Annotated in this window: 13 protein-coding genes and 1 riboswitch; of the genes, 1 reads left to right on the forward strand and 12 read right to left on the reverse strand. The window is 30.1% G+C overall.

The window, feature by feature from the left end:
- Positions 1 to 419 precede the first annotated feature (419 nt).
- The 5 genes from HLB29_RS05790 to HLB29_RS05810 form a co-directional block, all read right to left on the reverse strand.
- The gene (locus tag HLB29_RS05790) at positions 420 to 3857 is read right to left on the reverse strand and encodes a prealbumin-like fold domain-containing protein (RefSeq protein WP_185624215.1); all 3438 of its coding nucleotides are present in this window, start codon (positions 3855 to 3857) and stop codon (positions 420 to 422) included.
- 342 nt (positions 3858 to 4199) lie between these two features.
- Positions 4200 to 5198: an ATP-binding cassette domain-containing protein gene (locus HLB29_RS05795; protein ID WP_185624216.1), complete on the reverse strand. Its 999-nt coding sequence runs from the start codon at positions 5196 to 5198 to the stop codon at positions 4200 to 4202.
- 21 nt (positions 5199 to 5219) lie between these two features.
- Positions 5220 to 5927, reverse strand: coding sequence for a GTP-binding protein (locus tag HLB29_RS05800; RefSeq protein WP_185624217.1), 708 nt, complete (start codon positions 5925 to 5927; stop codon positions 5220 to 5222).
- Between the two features lie 8 nt (positions 5928 to 5935).
- Positions 5936 to 7162: an ABC transporter substrate-binding protein gene (locus HLB29_RS05805; protein ID WP_185624218.1), complete on the reverse strand. Its 1227-nt coding sequence runs from the start codon at positions 7160 to 7162 to the stop codon at positions 5936 to 5938.
- 184 nt (positions 7163 to 7346) lie between these two features.
- Positions 7347 to 7745, reverse strand: a complete 399-nt coding sequence (locus HLB29_RS05810; RefSeq protein WP_185624219.1) for a thioesterase family protein — start codon at positions 7743 to 7745, stop codon at positions 7347 to 7349.
- Positions 7746 to 8018: 273 nt separating this feature from the next.
- Here HLB29_RS05810 and dcd point away from each other — a divergent pair, with 273 nt between their 5' ends.
- Positions 8019 to 8552: a dCTP deaminase gene (gene dcd, locus HLB29_RS05815; protein WP_185624220.1), complete on the forward strand. Its 534-nt coding sequence runs from the start codon at positions 8019 to 8021 to the stop codon at positions 8550 to 8552.
- A 144-nt stretch (positions 8553 to 8696) separates the two neighbouring features.
- Here dcd and ribH read toward each other — a convergent pair whose 3' ends face one another.
- The 7 genes from ribH to HLB29_RS05850 form a co-directional block, all read right to left on the reverse strand.
- Complete coding sequence (gene ribH, locus HLB29_RS05820) at positions 8697 to 9161, reverse strand: 6,7-dimethyl-8-ribityllumazine synthase (RefSeq protein WP_185624221.1); 465 nt, start codon at positions 9159 to 9161, stop codon at positions 8697 to 8699.
- Positions 9162 to 9227: 66 nt separating this feature from the next.
- Positions 9228 to 10436 (reverse strand): bifunctional 3,4-dihydroxy-2-butanone-4-phosphate synthase/GTP cyclohydrolase II, encoded by a 1209-nt coding sequence (locus HLB29_RS05825; protein WP_185624222.1) that lies wholly within the window; start codon positions 10434 to 10436, stop codon positions 9228 to 9230.
- Between the two features lie 36 nt (positions 10437 to 10472).
- Positions 10473 to 11129, reverse strand: a complete 657-nt coding sequence (ribE, locus tag HLB29_RS05830) for a riboflavin synthase (protein WP_185624223.1) — start codon at positions 11127 to 11129, stop codon at positions 10473 to 10475.
- Positions 11114 to 12226, reverse strand: a complete 1113-nt coding sequence (gene ribD, locus HLB29_RS05835; RefSeq protein WP_243155096.1) for a bifunctional diaminohydroxyphosphoribosylaminopyrimidine deaminase/5-amino-6-(5-phosphoribosylamino)uracil reductase RibD — start codon at positions 12224 to 12226, stop codon at positions 11114 to 11116. The genes ribE and ribD overlap by 16 nt, the downstream gene beginning before the upstream one ends.
- A gap of 204 nt (positions 12227 to 12430) precedes the next feature.
- A riboswitch (FMN riboswitch) is annotated at positions 12431 to 12546 on the reverse strand.
- 81 nt (positions 12547 to 12627) lie between these two features.
- Entirely contained in the window at positions 12628 to 12894 is a 267-nt protein-coding gene (locus tag HLB29_RS05840) for a hypothetical protein (RefSeq protein ID WP_185624224.1), read from the reverse strand.
- 68 nt (positions 12895 to 12962) lie between these two features.
- Positions 12963 to 13736: a hypothetical protein gene (locus tag HLB29_RS05845; protein ID WP_185624225.1), complete on the reverse strand. Its 774-nt coding sequence runs from the start codon at positions 13734 to 13736 to the stop codon at positions 12963 to 12965.
- Between the two features lies 1 nt (position 13737).
- A complete protein-coding gene (locus HLB29_RS05850) occupies positions 13738 to 15948 on the reverse strand; it encodes a heavy metal translocating P-type ATPase (RefSeq protein WP_330604429.1) in 2211 nt (736 codons plus the stop codon).
- Positions 15949 to 15957: the final 9 nt, after the last annotated feature.

Below are 15957 nucleotides of genomic sequence, written 5' to 3' on the forward strand. Positions count from 1 at the left end.
TACTGTTTTAATTATATAGAAATTTTTTAGAATATTTTATAAATACCCAATTTTTAATATTTTTACTCCTTTTTTTTCGTAATTGAATTTTTCTAAATCTATATTATATTTTTATTTTCAATATTTTATAATAATCTAAAACTATGTAAGTAATATATTGTTTCAAAATAAATTTTATTTATATCACCACTTTAAATCTTCATATTGACAGAAAAATTACTTACAGATGTCTTAATCTTTTTAGTAAAATAAATTTAGATGTTCTCATCTACATAGTCAAATCTTGATTAATTCTATTTAATATTTATATGTCAACTGTCATCTCATATACTTTTAGCATCCTTGTATATTAAACTAAACCACTCTTTTTTTCAAATTTACTATAAGAAGTTTACAATTTTATCAGCTTTAAATATCGATTATGTGTGTCTGCAAGTCTTAAATTCTTTAATTTCTCCAGTTTTTCTTTTTTTATAACATACTGAACCTGCCATGATTACAATCCCTAAAGTTACAAAACTTATAGTACCCATACCACCTGTCTGAGGCATAATTTTTTTTCTATTTTTTATTAAAATGAAATCTCTTTCTTCATTGTCAATAATCACTTTGTATTCTTTTACTGTAAATTCAATGTCTTTCAATTTCATATATTCTCTAAGAACAGTACTTTCCTTTAAAACGTAGGTCTGATCTACCTCTAAATTCGGAAAATTAATTATCCCATTTTTATCAGTGAATAATTCCCCCAAAAATGGTTTGTCTTCTCCTTTTTTGTATAAAGTAAATCCAACATCTTGTAAAGGTTCTGATGTATTTTCATCTATCTTTTTAATTTTAACGTCACGAATTGGAGAAAAAACATTAACTCTTGCTTCATATCCTTCCACCAATCCTTGTTCTTCCAATCTGTCTGATATAATAAATGCCATGGAATTTGCAGCATATTCTTTAGGATTCAATTTTTCTGCTTGTAGTTTATGTCTGGTAACTACATACGCTTTCTTTCCTTTTTCAATAATAGCATTAGGTTTTAAAACCCCTTTAATCATAGTAACTTTTGAATAGTCATTAGGTTTTTTAACAAACGTTTTTATCATGTTTTCCTCAATGGTTTTACCCGGTAATTCTGTAGAATAATATAAATCAAACAAGTCATTAGATACAGGTTTTATAAGAGGTAACTCAAAAGAAGATCCTCTTGGACTATATTTACCATCTTTATTTGGTGAAGGTGCGAGATCACCTTTTCTAGGAAGAATATTTAAAAAAGTCATCTTACTAATATCTGATAATGAATCATTTTTAAATTCCTGACGAAAATCCACACTCGCTTCTCTAGTACTTTTTGTAATTTTCCTTCCCGTAGAATGACCGTATGAGTCATCATTTTCTTCTGATAACTTTACTTTTGTCAATCCAATAAGTTGTTGTGGTGGAGATATCGATATTTCCTTAGATTCAAACTGAGTTAATGCTGAAGAATCGATTGGATGATTTTCGCCATTTTTATGAATTCCAATAAAGGGCTTCTCAGCTTTTCCCTCCATTATATATCCTCTAGTTCTACCCTTATTATAAACGGGTGTATTATTATCTATTAAAACAGCATGATAGCATTTATGAATTCCTTGTTCACACCAGGGTTTTACCTCAAATCCAATAGTATAGGAATTACTCACAAAATTACTGTATTTAGTTAATTCAGGATACGTAATTTTTCTAGGTTTAGCTATTATCAATTGATATCCTTTTAAATTTGAAGGTTTAATTTTTATTTCCGAAAAATCTTTTTGTTCTCTTAGAGGCTCGATACCTATAGGTACCAAGTAATTAAGGGTCAGATTTCTAGTTTCAACATTTTCCACATCCCCTACTCTTTCTAAATAAAAATCACTTGAAAGTCCAATCTCATTACCTGCATAAAAATTATTTGCACCATTTGAACCCCAATCAGAATCTCCAGAATTTTTTCTTTTAACAGAAAGTATTCCTTTTTTTATTTTTAAATAATTAGCATCAAATGTTATATTAGGAAAAGCTTGATTTCCAGAAGGAACTGTTGTAACTATTTCATTCTTTCTTTGAGAATAAGTTACTTCTGTATTGGCTTCACAACGAAGACCTTTTCTAGGATAGTAACTCTCTCTTGGAGAGTCGCCTTTTTCAATCTTTTTTTGAAAATCCTCATAAACCTCCGAACCTATTTTACTCAATCTTTCAAACGCAAAACCATTTATAAATTTTTCAAAATTTTCCTTTCCTTCAAAAATAACTCCTTCTCCTGGAAATGTTATTCTAAGGGCAGTATATGGTTTTTCTGGTATATCTTGCCATTTCGCAGATTTTTTCCCCGTATGCATATCATCAGCATTAATAACCATACAATTGTTCGTCAACTCATCTATCTCATTTCCTACTTCACCAACAACACGTATATCAGATGGCATAGGAGTTGAAGTGGCATTAATCAAACGTATACTCTTTGGATATAAAGATTTAGGAACATTATACCAAATTTCTTTTATAACAAATTTTATAGGATCCTTTTCGTCTTTCCTTTTAAGTATTACATATCTTTCAGGCTTATAACTTTCTGCAACATATAAAGATCCAATATCTTCTTTTGTGAAAGGAAGGGAAAGTCTATTTCCTTCACGAATTACATTTAGATTTTTATCTAATAATCGCGGAATATATTCATAGTCAATATAAACCTCAGCTTTTGATTCTGTTGGATCTACTGGTTTTGGTGGTAATTTTACATTATTTTTAAACTTGGCAGTATTAATTTCTTCCCATCCACTACCATCTAATTTTTCTATATATTTTGTATAAACTACTTCGAATGTTAAATCTTTAGAATATTTAAGTCCACCAATATTTGCACTTACAAATGGTGGTGTATTTATATTATCGAAAATCTTTTCATATTTATTTTCTCCTATTTTAACCCAATTTGAATCCGTAGGCACTAGACCTAGAGGCATTGTGACAACCATTTTTCCCCTTCTAATATCTATTTTATTTGAATCAGTTATAATTTCCTGCCTCACTTCAAATTGTTCTATTTGTTCTTGAATAATTCCACCTATAGGTTCTTTTTTCAATACCACCGGTCTCAATGTCCAGTCAATAATTCCAGGCACTAAAGCACGTGATATAAGTTCAAAATTATTTTTATCTAACACTTTTCCTTCTGTATTATAGAGTCCTATTGAAATATTATGTTTATCCATGTTTTTCAAAGAATTTTCTTTAAACCTTACCTTAAATGGCAATGCTCCACTATTACCTGCTAGTATTGTATCTAGTTTAAGTTTTATATAATAAAAATCTTCATCTCCCGTTATTCCAACGCTTATAAGCTTATCAAATCCTTTTGAAATATCTTTCTCTTTGGGTCTTTTAAATATTTTACACGGCAAAGTAATAAGCATATATCCACCTTTTTCTAAAGTGGTTGAACCACCACTTAAAGATAAATTCGAATATAATAATATTTCTTCATTACAAAAATATTCTTTCTTTCCATTTGCCAGTGGATCAAGTGTTATTTCACAAGAATATTTTTCTCTATCTGCAAAAGTTTCCGTGGATAAATTTCTTTTTTCTTTATTTTTGAGGCTAATAGATGCAAATTTCGAATCTAAACTGTAATCTGATTTTATATCTTTTTTCAAAATATCTTTCTTTTCATTATTAATAGAGTTACTAAACTTGTTTTGCTTACTCAATAATGATTTAAAGATTTTTACATCTTTATTTGCATAAATCTGCTGAGTTAAAGCAGCAAAAGATCCCAAAAATATAAAAATTGCCAAAAAAAATGACAACTTTGAGTTTATTTTTTTCATAGTTTGTTCCTTTCATGAGTTTATATAAATTTTTATAAAATTTAATAAATTATAGATTAAAGAACCCCTTTACTCTTAATAATTATTCAATATAAAATTCATTTTATTAGAACTAAAAGCATTTTTATTATATTCTAGTAAAATTATAGCATTTTTATTAATAAAAATAAATAGTTTTTAATATTATTTGTAATATAATATATTTCATTTAATAAAACTAGCTCTATTTTCTAATTAATAATTTTTTTATACATAAAAAATAGAGAAAAATATTTTTAATAGTTCCCATAACTTATCAAAAATATTTTCCCTTCAAATTTTATATATACACCATTTAATAATTTAGCTAATATTTTTCCCATATCTAAGAGATTTTCTCAACTCCTGAATCTTTCTATCTATTTCCTCCAATTCTTTCAACTTTTTCTTTTCTTCAACAGATGTATTGATAATTTTTGCAATACCTCCATTATTTATAACTATTCTCCTGTCCGCAAGTAATGCGAGCATCGGATCATGTGTCGCCATTAAAACAATCTTGTCTGATGAAACTAATAACTCGAGAGCTTTTTTTCTATCAATTCCGGCATTTTCTATTTCATCTATTAATACTATCGGAGAAGATGATAATATTGCGGTATCAGCAATCATTAAAGCCCTTGACTGACCACCACTCAAAGCTGTAATTTGAGTGTCCATATTAAATTTTTCACCGGCCAGCTTATTGGCTTCAATTATAATCTTTTCGACTATTTCTTCAATATTTTCTACCATTCTACTTTTTGCATGAAGTTGTAAAAATTCTTTTACAGAAAGATCCATCACAAAATTCATATTTTGAGATAACTGTGCCACCAGTTTATTATTAGATGAATATCTCCATTTTTTATCGGGTACTTCATCGTTTATTAATATACTTCTTTTTGTTGGTGTATCATTTTGTGCTGCCCATTCAATATCAGCCAATAGCCTGGATTTTCCTGATCCTGTAGGACCCACTATTGCTATCATTTCCGATTTTTCTATGTCCAGTCTTTTATAGTTTTCTCTTTCTCCAAACTTATTAGTACCGGCTAAAATCGAAAGCTTTTTTACATTGTTACTTTCTTCTATACCTAAAAAAGATTTCATTTGCTCAATATATTCTATTAAATCAATCTCTAACTTGTTTAAATCTAATGCCAGATCTTCTATTTCACTTTCCTCAAAATGTTCTAAATATTGCATAAATGTAAAATTTTCAAATCCTTTTATATCCAGTTTATTCTCCTCAAAATAAGATTCAACAAATGGATATTTATTTATAATTTCTTTTATTTTCAATGTATCTATTTTACTCATATTATCCCCCAATATATTGAATTACTTCTTTTGATGCGATTCTTCCAGGTTTATCTTTCTGACATTTCCCATCTGGTATTGTTCCCCTATTCTGGTTTCACCTAAACAGTATGAACACAATGCTGATGGCATAGGAAATTTCAATTTCATTCCTTTTACTGTATTTATTTCCCTTTTTTCTTCTGTCAACAATGTACTTAATTCATAAGCTCCCTGTCCAGTCAATCCGTTAACATGCATAGTAATAGCGGTTGGATTCACGGAATTTACTTTAGAAGCGAACACTTCTCTTTCGGCTTGAGATACTATATCACCTTTAGTTATAATCACAATATCCGCCGCTTTAAGCATGGGTCCAATTTTCTTTGGTGTATTTATTCCGGAAAGGTTATCTATCACGCAAATCCCCTTTATTTCTTTTATGTATGGAGAACATCTGTTACATAAACCTGCTGATTCAGTTATTAATAAATCCAGTTTATTTGATTTTCCCCACTGAACTACTTCTTCTATATTTGAAACAAAAAAATGATCCGGACAAAGTGAACCCGAAAGTCCTTTTCTTACGGGTATACCTGCTTTTTCATAATATATATCATCGTCAGTGTGTAAACAATCAAACTTAACAACACCTACTTTTATTCCTTGATTTTTTAAAGACTCAATTGTCTTTATAATTACACTGGTCTTTCCAGATGATGGAGGACCGGAAAAAACTACCAAATTCATACTCTCACCTACTTTAAAATATATTCATTAAAATTATGTTCTAATTCTCTTAACAATGAACCTATATCCGTATTATATATAAAATCCCAACCTACCCATTTAAATTTTTTGTCTTCAGATAATTTATTGTCTACATTTTTATTAGTCGATGGAAATTTTCCATTAGCTGAAAAAACTTCTCCTATTTCCGAAGACATAAAAAAGTCTATTACAGGTCGAGTTTTTTCTTTTTTATCCTTTTTAGCTATCATGAATATCGGACTGATTACAGCACCATCCTCAGGCCATATAGCAATCTGCTCTTCTCCTTGGATCATCTGAGTGAAAAAATAAGGAATTATACTTACAACGGGATTTTGAGATTTGCTTTTCCCTTTTGCCTTTACCATTTCTGCCGGATGTAAGTTTTTCATATAGGATCTTGCTAATCGTTTTATTCCATCCATTCCATATTCTTTATATATACTTACTACAAGTGCATTAAATAAATCTAAATCTCCCATAGGAACTGCCACAGAATCTTCGAATTCCGGACTTAAAATATCATCCCAGGTTTTTGGTACTTTTCTTCCTCTTAATTCTTTAGTATTGACAAGAAAAACTGCAGGTACCACACCTGTTATTATGTATTTATTTTGAGGATCTCTAATATCTATATATTCATTACAAAAATCCGAATTTATTTCTCCAACTTGAGATTCAAACAATCCTTTATCTAAATATTGTCCCATTAACTCTCTATCGAAAAATAAGTCAAAACCTGCAGACATCAAAATATCGGGAACTTTATCAATATCACCTGATTTAACTTGCTCTTTTATCCAGTCTAACCCTAAATTTGCAGATTTCAATTCATAATCAATACTGTAATCCAGTTCAATCCTGTTTTCTTTTAACCATAACTCAAATTTTTCTAAAAGCGGAATTCTTATAGGGCAGGGTAATACCCCTTCTATATTTACATCTGCTTTTTTCTTATTTTTCACTTTAAATAAATCCAAATCTATATTGTTCATTTGATTATCTAAATAAGAAACCAGTCTTTCCTCAAATAATTCCACATTCATTTTTTTTAATTTTAAAGCCATAGATAAACTTACATTTTTTGACATCTTTTCAAAGATTTTTTTATCATTAAATTGTTCAAAACCATTTGCTATAAAAAAATTCATTGACTTAGGATTACTTTGAATAATATCAAATATCTTATCATCTATTGAAAAATACTTATTCATTACTATTCACCTCTCAATTTAGAATATATTATACGCAGTATAATTTAGTTTTTTTATACCTTTTATTTATCACTTTTACACTATATTTCTATTTATAGCATAAAATTATTCATCAAAATATTGTTAAAACAACAAAAAATAAAAAGTTACCATTTTATTAATAAAATGGTAACTTAAAAATCATTTATTTTTTTGCTCTTTCAATTTTTGAATTTACATTGGCTAAGAATTTTTCATTGTCAATTATAAACCTCTCATGTTTTCCTTCTCCAATTTCATCTAATTCATCAAAACACTTCACTGAAAAAACCAATCTAGATCTATCAATTTCAATTAGCTCACACTCACAAGTAACTTTCATTCCTATTGGTGTTGCAGCCTTATGGTTTGTAGAAATCGATATCCCAACCGTTCCCTGTGAATCATCCAGGTATTTTTGTGCACATTCTTTGCAAGTCATTTCCATCAATCCTACCATATATGGAGTTCCAAATACTTCTAATCCACCGCTACCTACTGATGCAGCAGTATTGTTTTTGTCAACAATCAATTCACATTTATGTTTTAAACCTACTTCTAACATAAAAATATCCTCCTTATAAATCTGTCATTACTTTTCTCTTATATAATAAAGTTTATCAAATAAAAGTTATTAAGTAAATATAAAGTTTTATCCTCTAAAATTGACTTTACTATCTAATATAATTCCATTGCATATTTATAAAAGTTAGTTTATATTTGAAGATAATTAAAAAATAGCGAAATTGAATTTATAACTTTCAATTTGTTTTAATGACTTTTTTCTATTTATTTGATAAAATAAATCTATACATTAATTATGAAAGGATGAAAAACTATGATATTATCCGGTAAGGAAATACTAAAAAATGTTGAGCTAAATAATATAATTATTGAACCATTTGATAAAAATAAAGTTAATCCGAATAGCTATAATCTGTCATTATATAATGAATTATTAGTATACGAAAATGAAATACTAGATATGAAGGTTCCTAATAAAGTTAAAAAAATAGAAATTCCGGAAGAAGGCCTTCTTTTGGAACCTAATAAACTTTATCTTGGAAGAACTAATGAATTCACTAAAACCGAAAAATTTGTTCCAATGCTTGAAGGAAGATCTTCTACAGGCAGATTAGGTCTTTTTATACATGTAACAGCCGGATTTGGAGATATTGGTTTTGCAGGTTACTGGACCTTGGAAATATTCTGCGTTCAGCCTATTAGAATATATCCTAATACACAAATTTGTCAAATTTACTATCATGATATTCTGGGCGAATTTGATCTGTATAAAAGTGGAAAATATCAGAATAATACAGGAATTCAACCTTCATTAATGTACAAAGATTTTGAAGAAGAAGCAAAATAGTATAATTATAAATTTACAAAAAACCGGAATTTTTGAATAAACTATATCCAAATCATTTTAAATCCAACTTTTTTTTGGATAAGTTCAATCAGTTTAAAAATTCCGGTCCTTTTATTTATCTAATAACAAAATTTTATACTTACCTTATCTAATTTCATTTATTAGGTTGATCATTTCTATTGCTCCTACAGCTACATCAAATCCCTTATTTCCGGCTTTAGTACCAGCTCTTTCAATAGCCTGTTCTATATTTTCAGTTGTAACTACTCCAAACATAACAGGTATTTCGCTATCTAGTGAAATATGTGCAATTCCTTTTGATACTTCACTACAAACATAATCATAATGGGAAGTGTTTCCTCTAATTACAGCTCCTAAACATATCACTGCATCATACTTTCCTGATTTTGCCATTTTAGATGCAATTAAAGGAATTTCAAATGCACCCGGAACCCAGGCAACATCTATATTATCCTCATCAACATTGTGTCTTGTCAATGCATCGACTGCTCCCGATAATAATTTAGACGTTATAAATTCATTGAAACGTCCGGCAACTATTCCTATTTTTACTCCATCTGCTACTAATCTACCTTCAAAAACATTCATTTTTTTACCCCCTTATTTTATATAATCTATTATTTAAGTTGTAATATAATTTTATATTTATTAATGCTATATACTAGATAGGTCAAGAATATGTCCCATTTTATTTTTCTTAGCTTCAAGATACTTGAAATCATGCTTATTAGCTTGAACTTGAATTGGCAATCTTTCAACTATTTCCATTCCAAAATCGCTTAACTGATATACTTTATCCGGATTATTAGTCAATAGTCTAAGAGTTTTTGCTCCTAAATCCTTTAATATTTGAGCTCCTACAAAATAATCTCTTAAATCTGCGTCAAATCCTAGGGCTAAATTTGCCTCCATCGTGTCCATTCCTTGCTCTTGAAGTACATATGCCTTTAATTTATTAATCAGACCTATACCTCTTCCTTCCTGTCTCATATATAGAAGTATACCTCTTCCTTCTGAATCGATTTGCTTCATGGCCGATGCCAATTGATCTCCGCAATCGCATCTCATAGAACCAAAAACATCTCCTGTAAGACACTCTGAATGCACTCTACAAAGAACATTTTTCCCATCGCCAATATCCCCCTTTACAAGAGCTATATGATGTTCCCCGTTAATTTTATTTACATATCCATATGCCTTAAATTCGCCGTATTTTGTAGGTAAGTTTGCTATTACTGCTCTTTCCACCAGTTTTTCATTCTTTTTTCTGTAATTTTGTAATTCCTTAATAGTAGTGAATTTTATATCGAACTTTTCCGCAAGTTCAATCAATTCACTTTTTCTCATCATTGTTCCGTCTTCTTTCATTATTTCACAACACAATCCAACTTCTTTCAGCCCTGCTATTCTAAGTAAATCTACTGTGGCTTCTGTATGACCATTTCTTTCTAAGACTCCATTTTTTTTGGCTGTAAGTGGAAACATATGACCAGGCCTTCTAAAATCACTTGGTTTTATGTCTTCTCTAATACATTCCCTTGCAGTGAATCCTCTCTCAACTGCCGAAATACCTGTGGTTGTATCTATATGGTCAATTGAAACAGTAAAAGCCGTTTCATGATTATCAGTGTTAGTAGTAACCATTTGAGGTAAGTCTAGCTTTCTGGCATATTCTATACTCATAGGCATACATATTAAACCCCTTCCATGAACTGCCATAAAGTTTACATTTTCAGTAGTTGCAAATTCGGCCGCACAAATAAAATCACCCTCATTTTCTCTATCTTCATCATCTGTCACAAGTATTATTTTACCTTTACGTAAATCCTCTACTGCTTCCTCAATTGTACTAAATTTAAACATAATAAATACCTCCTTAAACCAATTTAACTGTTTTTTTTATATAATCCCCTTACTTAAAAGGAAATCTAAGGTTATTTTTTCTTTTTCTTCACTTTCATCGTTATTATTAAATGCAAGCATTCTCTCAACATACTTTCCGATACAGTCATTTTCTAAGTTTACTACATCGCCTATTTTTTTATCCCCTAATATTGTATTAGATAAAGTATGTGGAATTATAGACACACTAAAATCTTTATCATTTACATTTGCCACTGTCAAGCTTATTCCATCTATAGCTATTGAACCTTTTTCTATTATGTATTTTAATATTTTTGATTTCGTTTCTATCGTATACCAAACTGCGTTATCATCTGTTTTTATGCCTGATATCCTGCCTATTCCATCAATATGACCGGATACGATATGACCACCAAATCTTCCATTTATACTCATCGCTCTTTCAAGATTTACTCTTGAACCGGAATATAATTTACCAAGTGATGATCTATCTAAAGTTTCATGCATAACATCTACACTAAATTGATTTTTATCATAATCTGTGACAGTAAGACAAACACCGTTTACTGCTATACTATCTCCCAAGTTGACATCTTCTAAAATTTCATTCGCTGATATCGTTAATATAGCAGACTTGGCACCTTTTTGTATCCTTTTTATCTTACCTATTTCTTCTACTATTCCTGTAAACATTTTTTCATCTCACCTTCAATTAAAAAATCTTCATCAAAATTACGTATTCTAACATTTACTAATTTAATAGATTCAGAAGGTTCCAATATTCCTGCTCCGGAAATGGGAGTTGGAGAATTTTCGCCTGCAAAAATTTTAGGAGAAATATATGCCTGTACTTTATTTACAATCCCGGAATTTAGTGCAGACCAATTTAACTGCGAACCTCCTTCTAACAAAATGCTGTCTATTTCCATACTACCTAATGCATTCATTAGCCAATTCAAATCTATCTTTTTTTCTATACTATTATCCAGTAATATTTCACAGCCCTTTTTTTTAAGAATTTCTATTTTTTTATTTTCCCTGCACTTCGTTACAATAATTGTCCTATTTCTTTTAGCCGTTTTAACTATTTTGGAATTTTCACTTATTCTTAAGTGGCTATCGCATATTATTCTTATCGGATTTCTACCACCGTCTATTCTACAGTCGAGCATGGGATCATCCTTCATTACCGTACCAATTCCAACCATTATAGCACTGTATTTATTTCGATCTAAATGAACGTTATATCTGGATTTCTCATTAGTTATCCATTTTGATTTACCGGAAGAAGTGGCTATTTTACCATCAATAGTCATAGCATATTTCATCACAACATAAGGTGTCTTATTTTTTATAAAGTGAAAAAAAACGTCATTTAATTCATCACATTCATCTTTTAAAAAATTATTAACTACATCTATACCTTTTTCCTTTAAAATCTCAAAACCTCTTCCCATCACCAGTGGATTTGGATCATTTGAACCTACCACTACTTTTTTTATACCACTTTCGATAATAGCATCAGTACAAGGAGGATTTTTACCATGATGACAACACGGTTCTAAGGTAACATACATAGTTGCTCCATTCGGATCTTCAATACATCTGTTCAAGGCATCCCTTTCTGCATGTAATTGTCCATAGCCTCTATGATATCCTTTAGATATTATTTCACCTTTCTTTACTATCACTGCACCTACAAGTGGATTTGGATTTACTTTTCCCTCACCTTTTTTTGCCAATTTAATAGCTATTCTCATATATTTGCTATCTATACTATTCAATATCATCCCTCCTGATTTTTCAGAAAAATAATAGACCTTGAATAATTCAAGGTCTATTTCAAAAGAGTAAGTATCATATAATGTTATTTATTTACTATATTATTAGCTTATCCGGTATGATTTCCCAATAATTTATTATAAGTCAATATATAACAAAAATGCTCTGAAATGATACACATTTCAGAGCAAAAATTCACAATACACATAATGATTTTTCTTCTCTCATCCAGACTATACTGTCGGCTTTGGAATCTCACCAAATCATGCCATAAAGGCTCGCGGGCTATACCGCCGGTAGGGAATCACACCCTGCCCTGAAGAATTCTAATTATTTATTTAACTAACTAAAATTTAACACATTATGAAAACATTGTCAATACGTTTACTATTGAAAATAATAAATTTTATTAAACTTCTTCTGTAGAAACCATTGTTATTCCAGTTAAATCTTTTTCTGCTATAATATCTTCAATTACCTCTTTAGTTTCCATTAATTTTTCTAGAGACATTGAATAATAATCAGTTCCCTTATCACTTTCTATATTAAACCCATGATTATTTAAAAATGCGTTCACCGCTTCCTCATTTTGTTTATAAATTAGGTATCCAGCTGCACAAACACCAACACCTATAGCAATTCCTTTTACTAATCCTGCCCTATTTCTCATCATCATTTTATTTACCTCCTAAATTTCATTATTATCATTTATTACAATCAATTAATTTTTTATTTTCAATTGATTTATCTCAAAAAACTTCTCCTTACACTTACATTTTGATACACATCCAAGCATGAACCTAAAAATTGGTTGAAAAAAAATGTTCTATTATTTTCCTCTACTACTTTGACTTCATCTCCTCTTATGACGGTACCTATCATTATGGATTGGTTATTCCTGGTTAATATATGTCTTCCAAATGTAATACCCCAAGCAATTGCTGGAGAATATAGGCCTGCTGGTGTTCCGTCATTTTTAACTACTGTCCCACTGTTAATTGAGTTAAATAAATACATTATTGACATTACTTCCGGATCGAATGCTCCATTTTCATTAAGCTCATTATATCCATGTTCAAATATAGCACCTATAGTGGAACCAACAGCACACCATCGTATAAAATTCTTGTATCTCATTGCATTTCCGCCAATTCCCAAATAATGCGAACTCAAATCCAAAACAATGAAACCAAGTGATAATATTGAACTATATCCAATACTATTCTTTTTTGACATTCTAAAATTAACCTTCATATTATTAATTCTTATATCCTTTGAATATATACCACAGAAATTCAATATAAGCTTCTTTAAGTCGATATTTTCCGCATCATATTCTAATAGAAAATTATGAGTTATTTCATTGAAACTCCCCTTAATAATCATTCCTTCTCTTTTCAAAGACTTTAGTAAATCAATCGGATTGTTTGGATTTTTTCTTACTCTTAATCTAAGCCTTCCCGATATTGAAAAAACAATATCTATATTCACATAATTTCTACAATAACACTTTTCCATATTAATTTACTCCTTTCAGAGATTTGTTGAATAACAACCTGCAAGAGTTTCCAATCACGAAAATTGTACTCATATTATGCATTACCGCACTCCAAAACACAGAAATATTACTTGTTGCTCCCAATATCAGCCCTACAGTGTTTATTCCTATAACGAGTGCAAAATTCTGCTTAACTATATCCATTGTCATTCCGGATAATTCCATAACTTTAGGAATCATTAGCGGATTATCTGAATTTATTACTATATCAGATGTCTCAATTGCAACATCAGTAGATTTACTTCCCAGTGAGATTCCTACATTCGCATAAGATAAAGCCGGTGCATCATTTATACCATCACCAACCATTATTACGCTAGTACCTTCAGATTTCATTTTTAATATTTGATCCGCCTTATCTTCAGGTAATAACTCTGCTCTAAAACTATCTGCATTAACCTTGTTGGAAACTTCTAGTGCTTGCTTTTTCATATCACCAGTAAGTATCGTAACTTCATTTATACCATTCGATCTCATCATGTTGATAGCTCTTTTTATATTTTTTCTTGGCTTATCATAAGCTCCTAATACACCGATGAAATCTTCACCATATGATACAAAGATAGGCGTTGCACCTTCTGCAAATTCAATTGCTCCCCTATCCGGTTCAATTCCATTTTCCTGCATAAATTTTAGATTACCAACTCTGACTGTTTTTCCATCTACTTCCGTATAAGTTCCCCTTCCAACTGCAGTCTCAATAGTTCCATGCTTAGGTATTTTTATCCCTAGCAATTTACCATATTCTAATACGCAATAAGATAGGGGATGAGAAGAAGATTCTTCTGCAGAACAAGCATACTCTACAAGCTGTTTTTCTGTATAATCTCCATTTGCAAGGTAGATATCTTTTATTCTTGGTTTTCCCTCAGTTATTGTACCTGTCTTATCGAGTACAATAGTATCTGTCAAAGTAAGTTGTTCTATAAATGCACCACCTTTAATTAACACACCATTTTTTACAGACGTATTAATCGATGCAGAAAACGCAGTTGCAGTCGATAGTTTTATACCACAAGAATAGTCTATTACCAACATATTTAATGCTTTTGTACTACTCTTGGTAACACCATATACAACGGCACTTAGCAATAAATTAAGCGGTACCAAATAGTTTGAAAATTTGTCTGCATATTTTTGAATTGGTGCCTGTTGAGTAGCACTATTTTCCACCAAATTTATTATTCTTGAAATAACAGTATCATCGCCAACTTTTTCAGCTTCTACAGTTATTGTTCCGTTTTTTATCAGTCCTCCTGCAAATACTTTATCTCCGGTTTTTTTAATAACCGGCATATATTCGCCTGAAACAGAACTCAAATCCACAATCGCTTCACCATCGACTACTTCGCCGTCCACGCATATTTTTTCACCTGTATGAATTACGACATTATCACCTTTTTTCAATTTATCAACACTGCATTTCTCTATACTGCCATCTTCATTTATTTTCCATGTAATATCTTGTTCCAAACTCAAAAGATTTTTTATGGAACTTCTTGTTTTTTCTACGGTATACGCAGTCATAAATTCGGCTATATCCGAAAGCGCAATTATAGTAAGCGCTGAAATGCTATTTCCTAATAGTAAACTTGCCACAATTGACGTAACCGTTAAAAAATCAGCATTTGGTCTTTTTGTTTCAACCAATCCCTCCCATGAAGTTTTTAAAAGTGGGGAAGTAAGTGCTAAGCTCGTCAAAGCGGGTATAGTGGTGAATCTATCATAGATAGGTCTATTCACTACAGGAAAATTCATTCCACCAATAATTTTTGTACCAAGTATCACTACTCCATTTAAAATCAACCTTCCCATCAATTTTTTTGAAGAACTGTTTTCAGCACTATACTTGGCATTTGACTCACTACTTTTTTTATCTAAATATCCTTTATAGATATCCAGCGAATACTTTTCTACTATAAAATCAAGAACTTCGAGCAAATCTGATACACTATCAAAAGATTCACTCTCATTATATTTAATTAAAATAGTTTCTGTTGCAGAATTAATCTGCACAAAGTTTATATAATGAATATCATATATTTCATTCATAAGATCTTCATATTTGTCAGAAATATATTTCAATCCATTGTATTTGATACGGCATCTTCCACTAATATTAGAAATCATCTTTCCTTTCAGCGAAAAAACCTTATTACCTAACTGTATCAAAACTTCACT

The sequence above is a fragment of the Peptostreptococcus canis genome (assembly GCF_014229965.1).
GTDB classification, from domain to species: Bacteria; Bacillota; Clostridia; order Peptostreptococcales; family Peptostreptococcaceae; genus Peptostreptococcus; species Peptostreptococcus canis.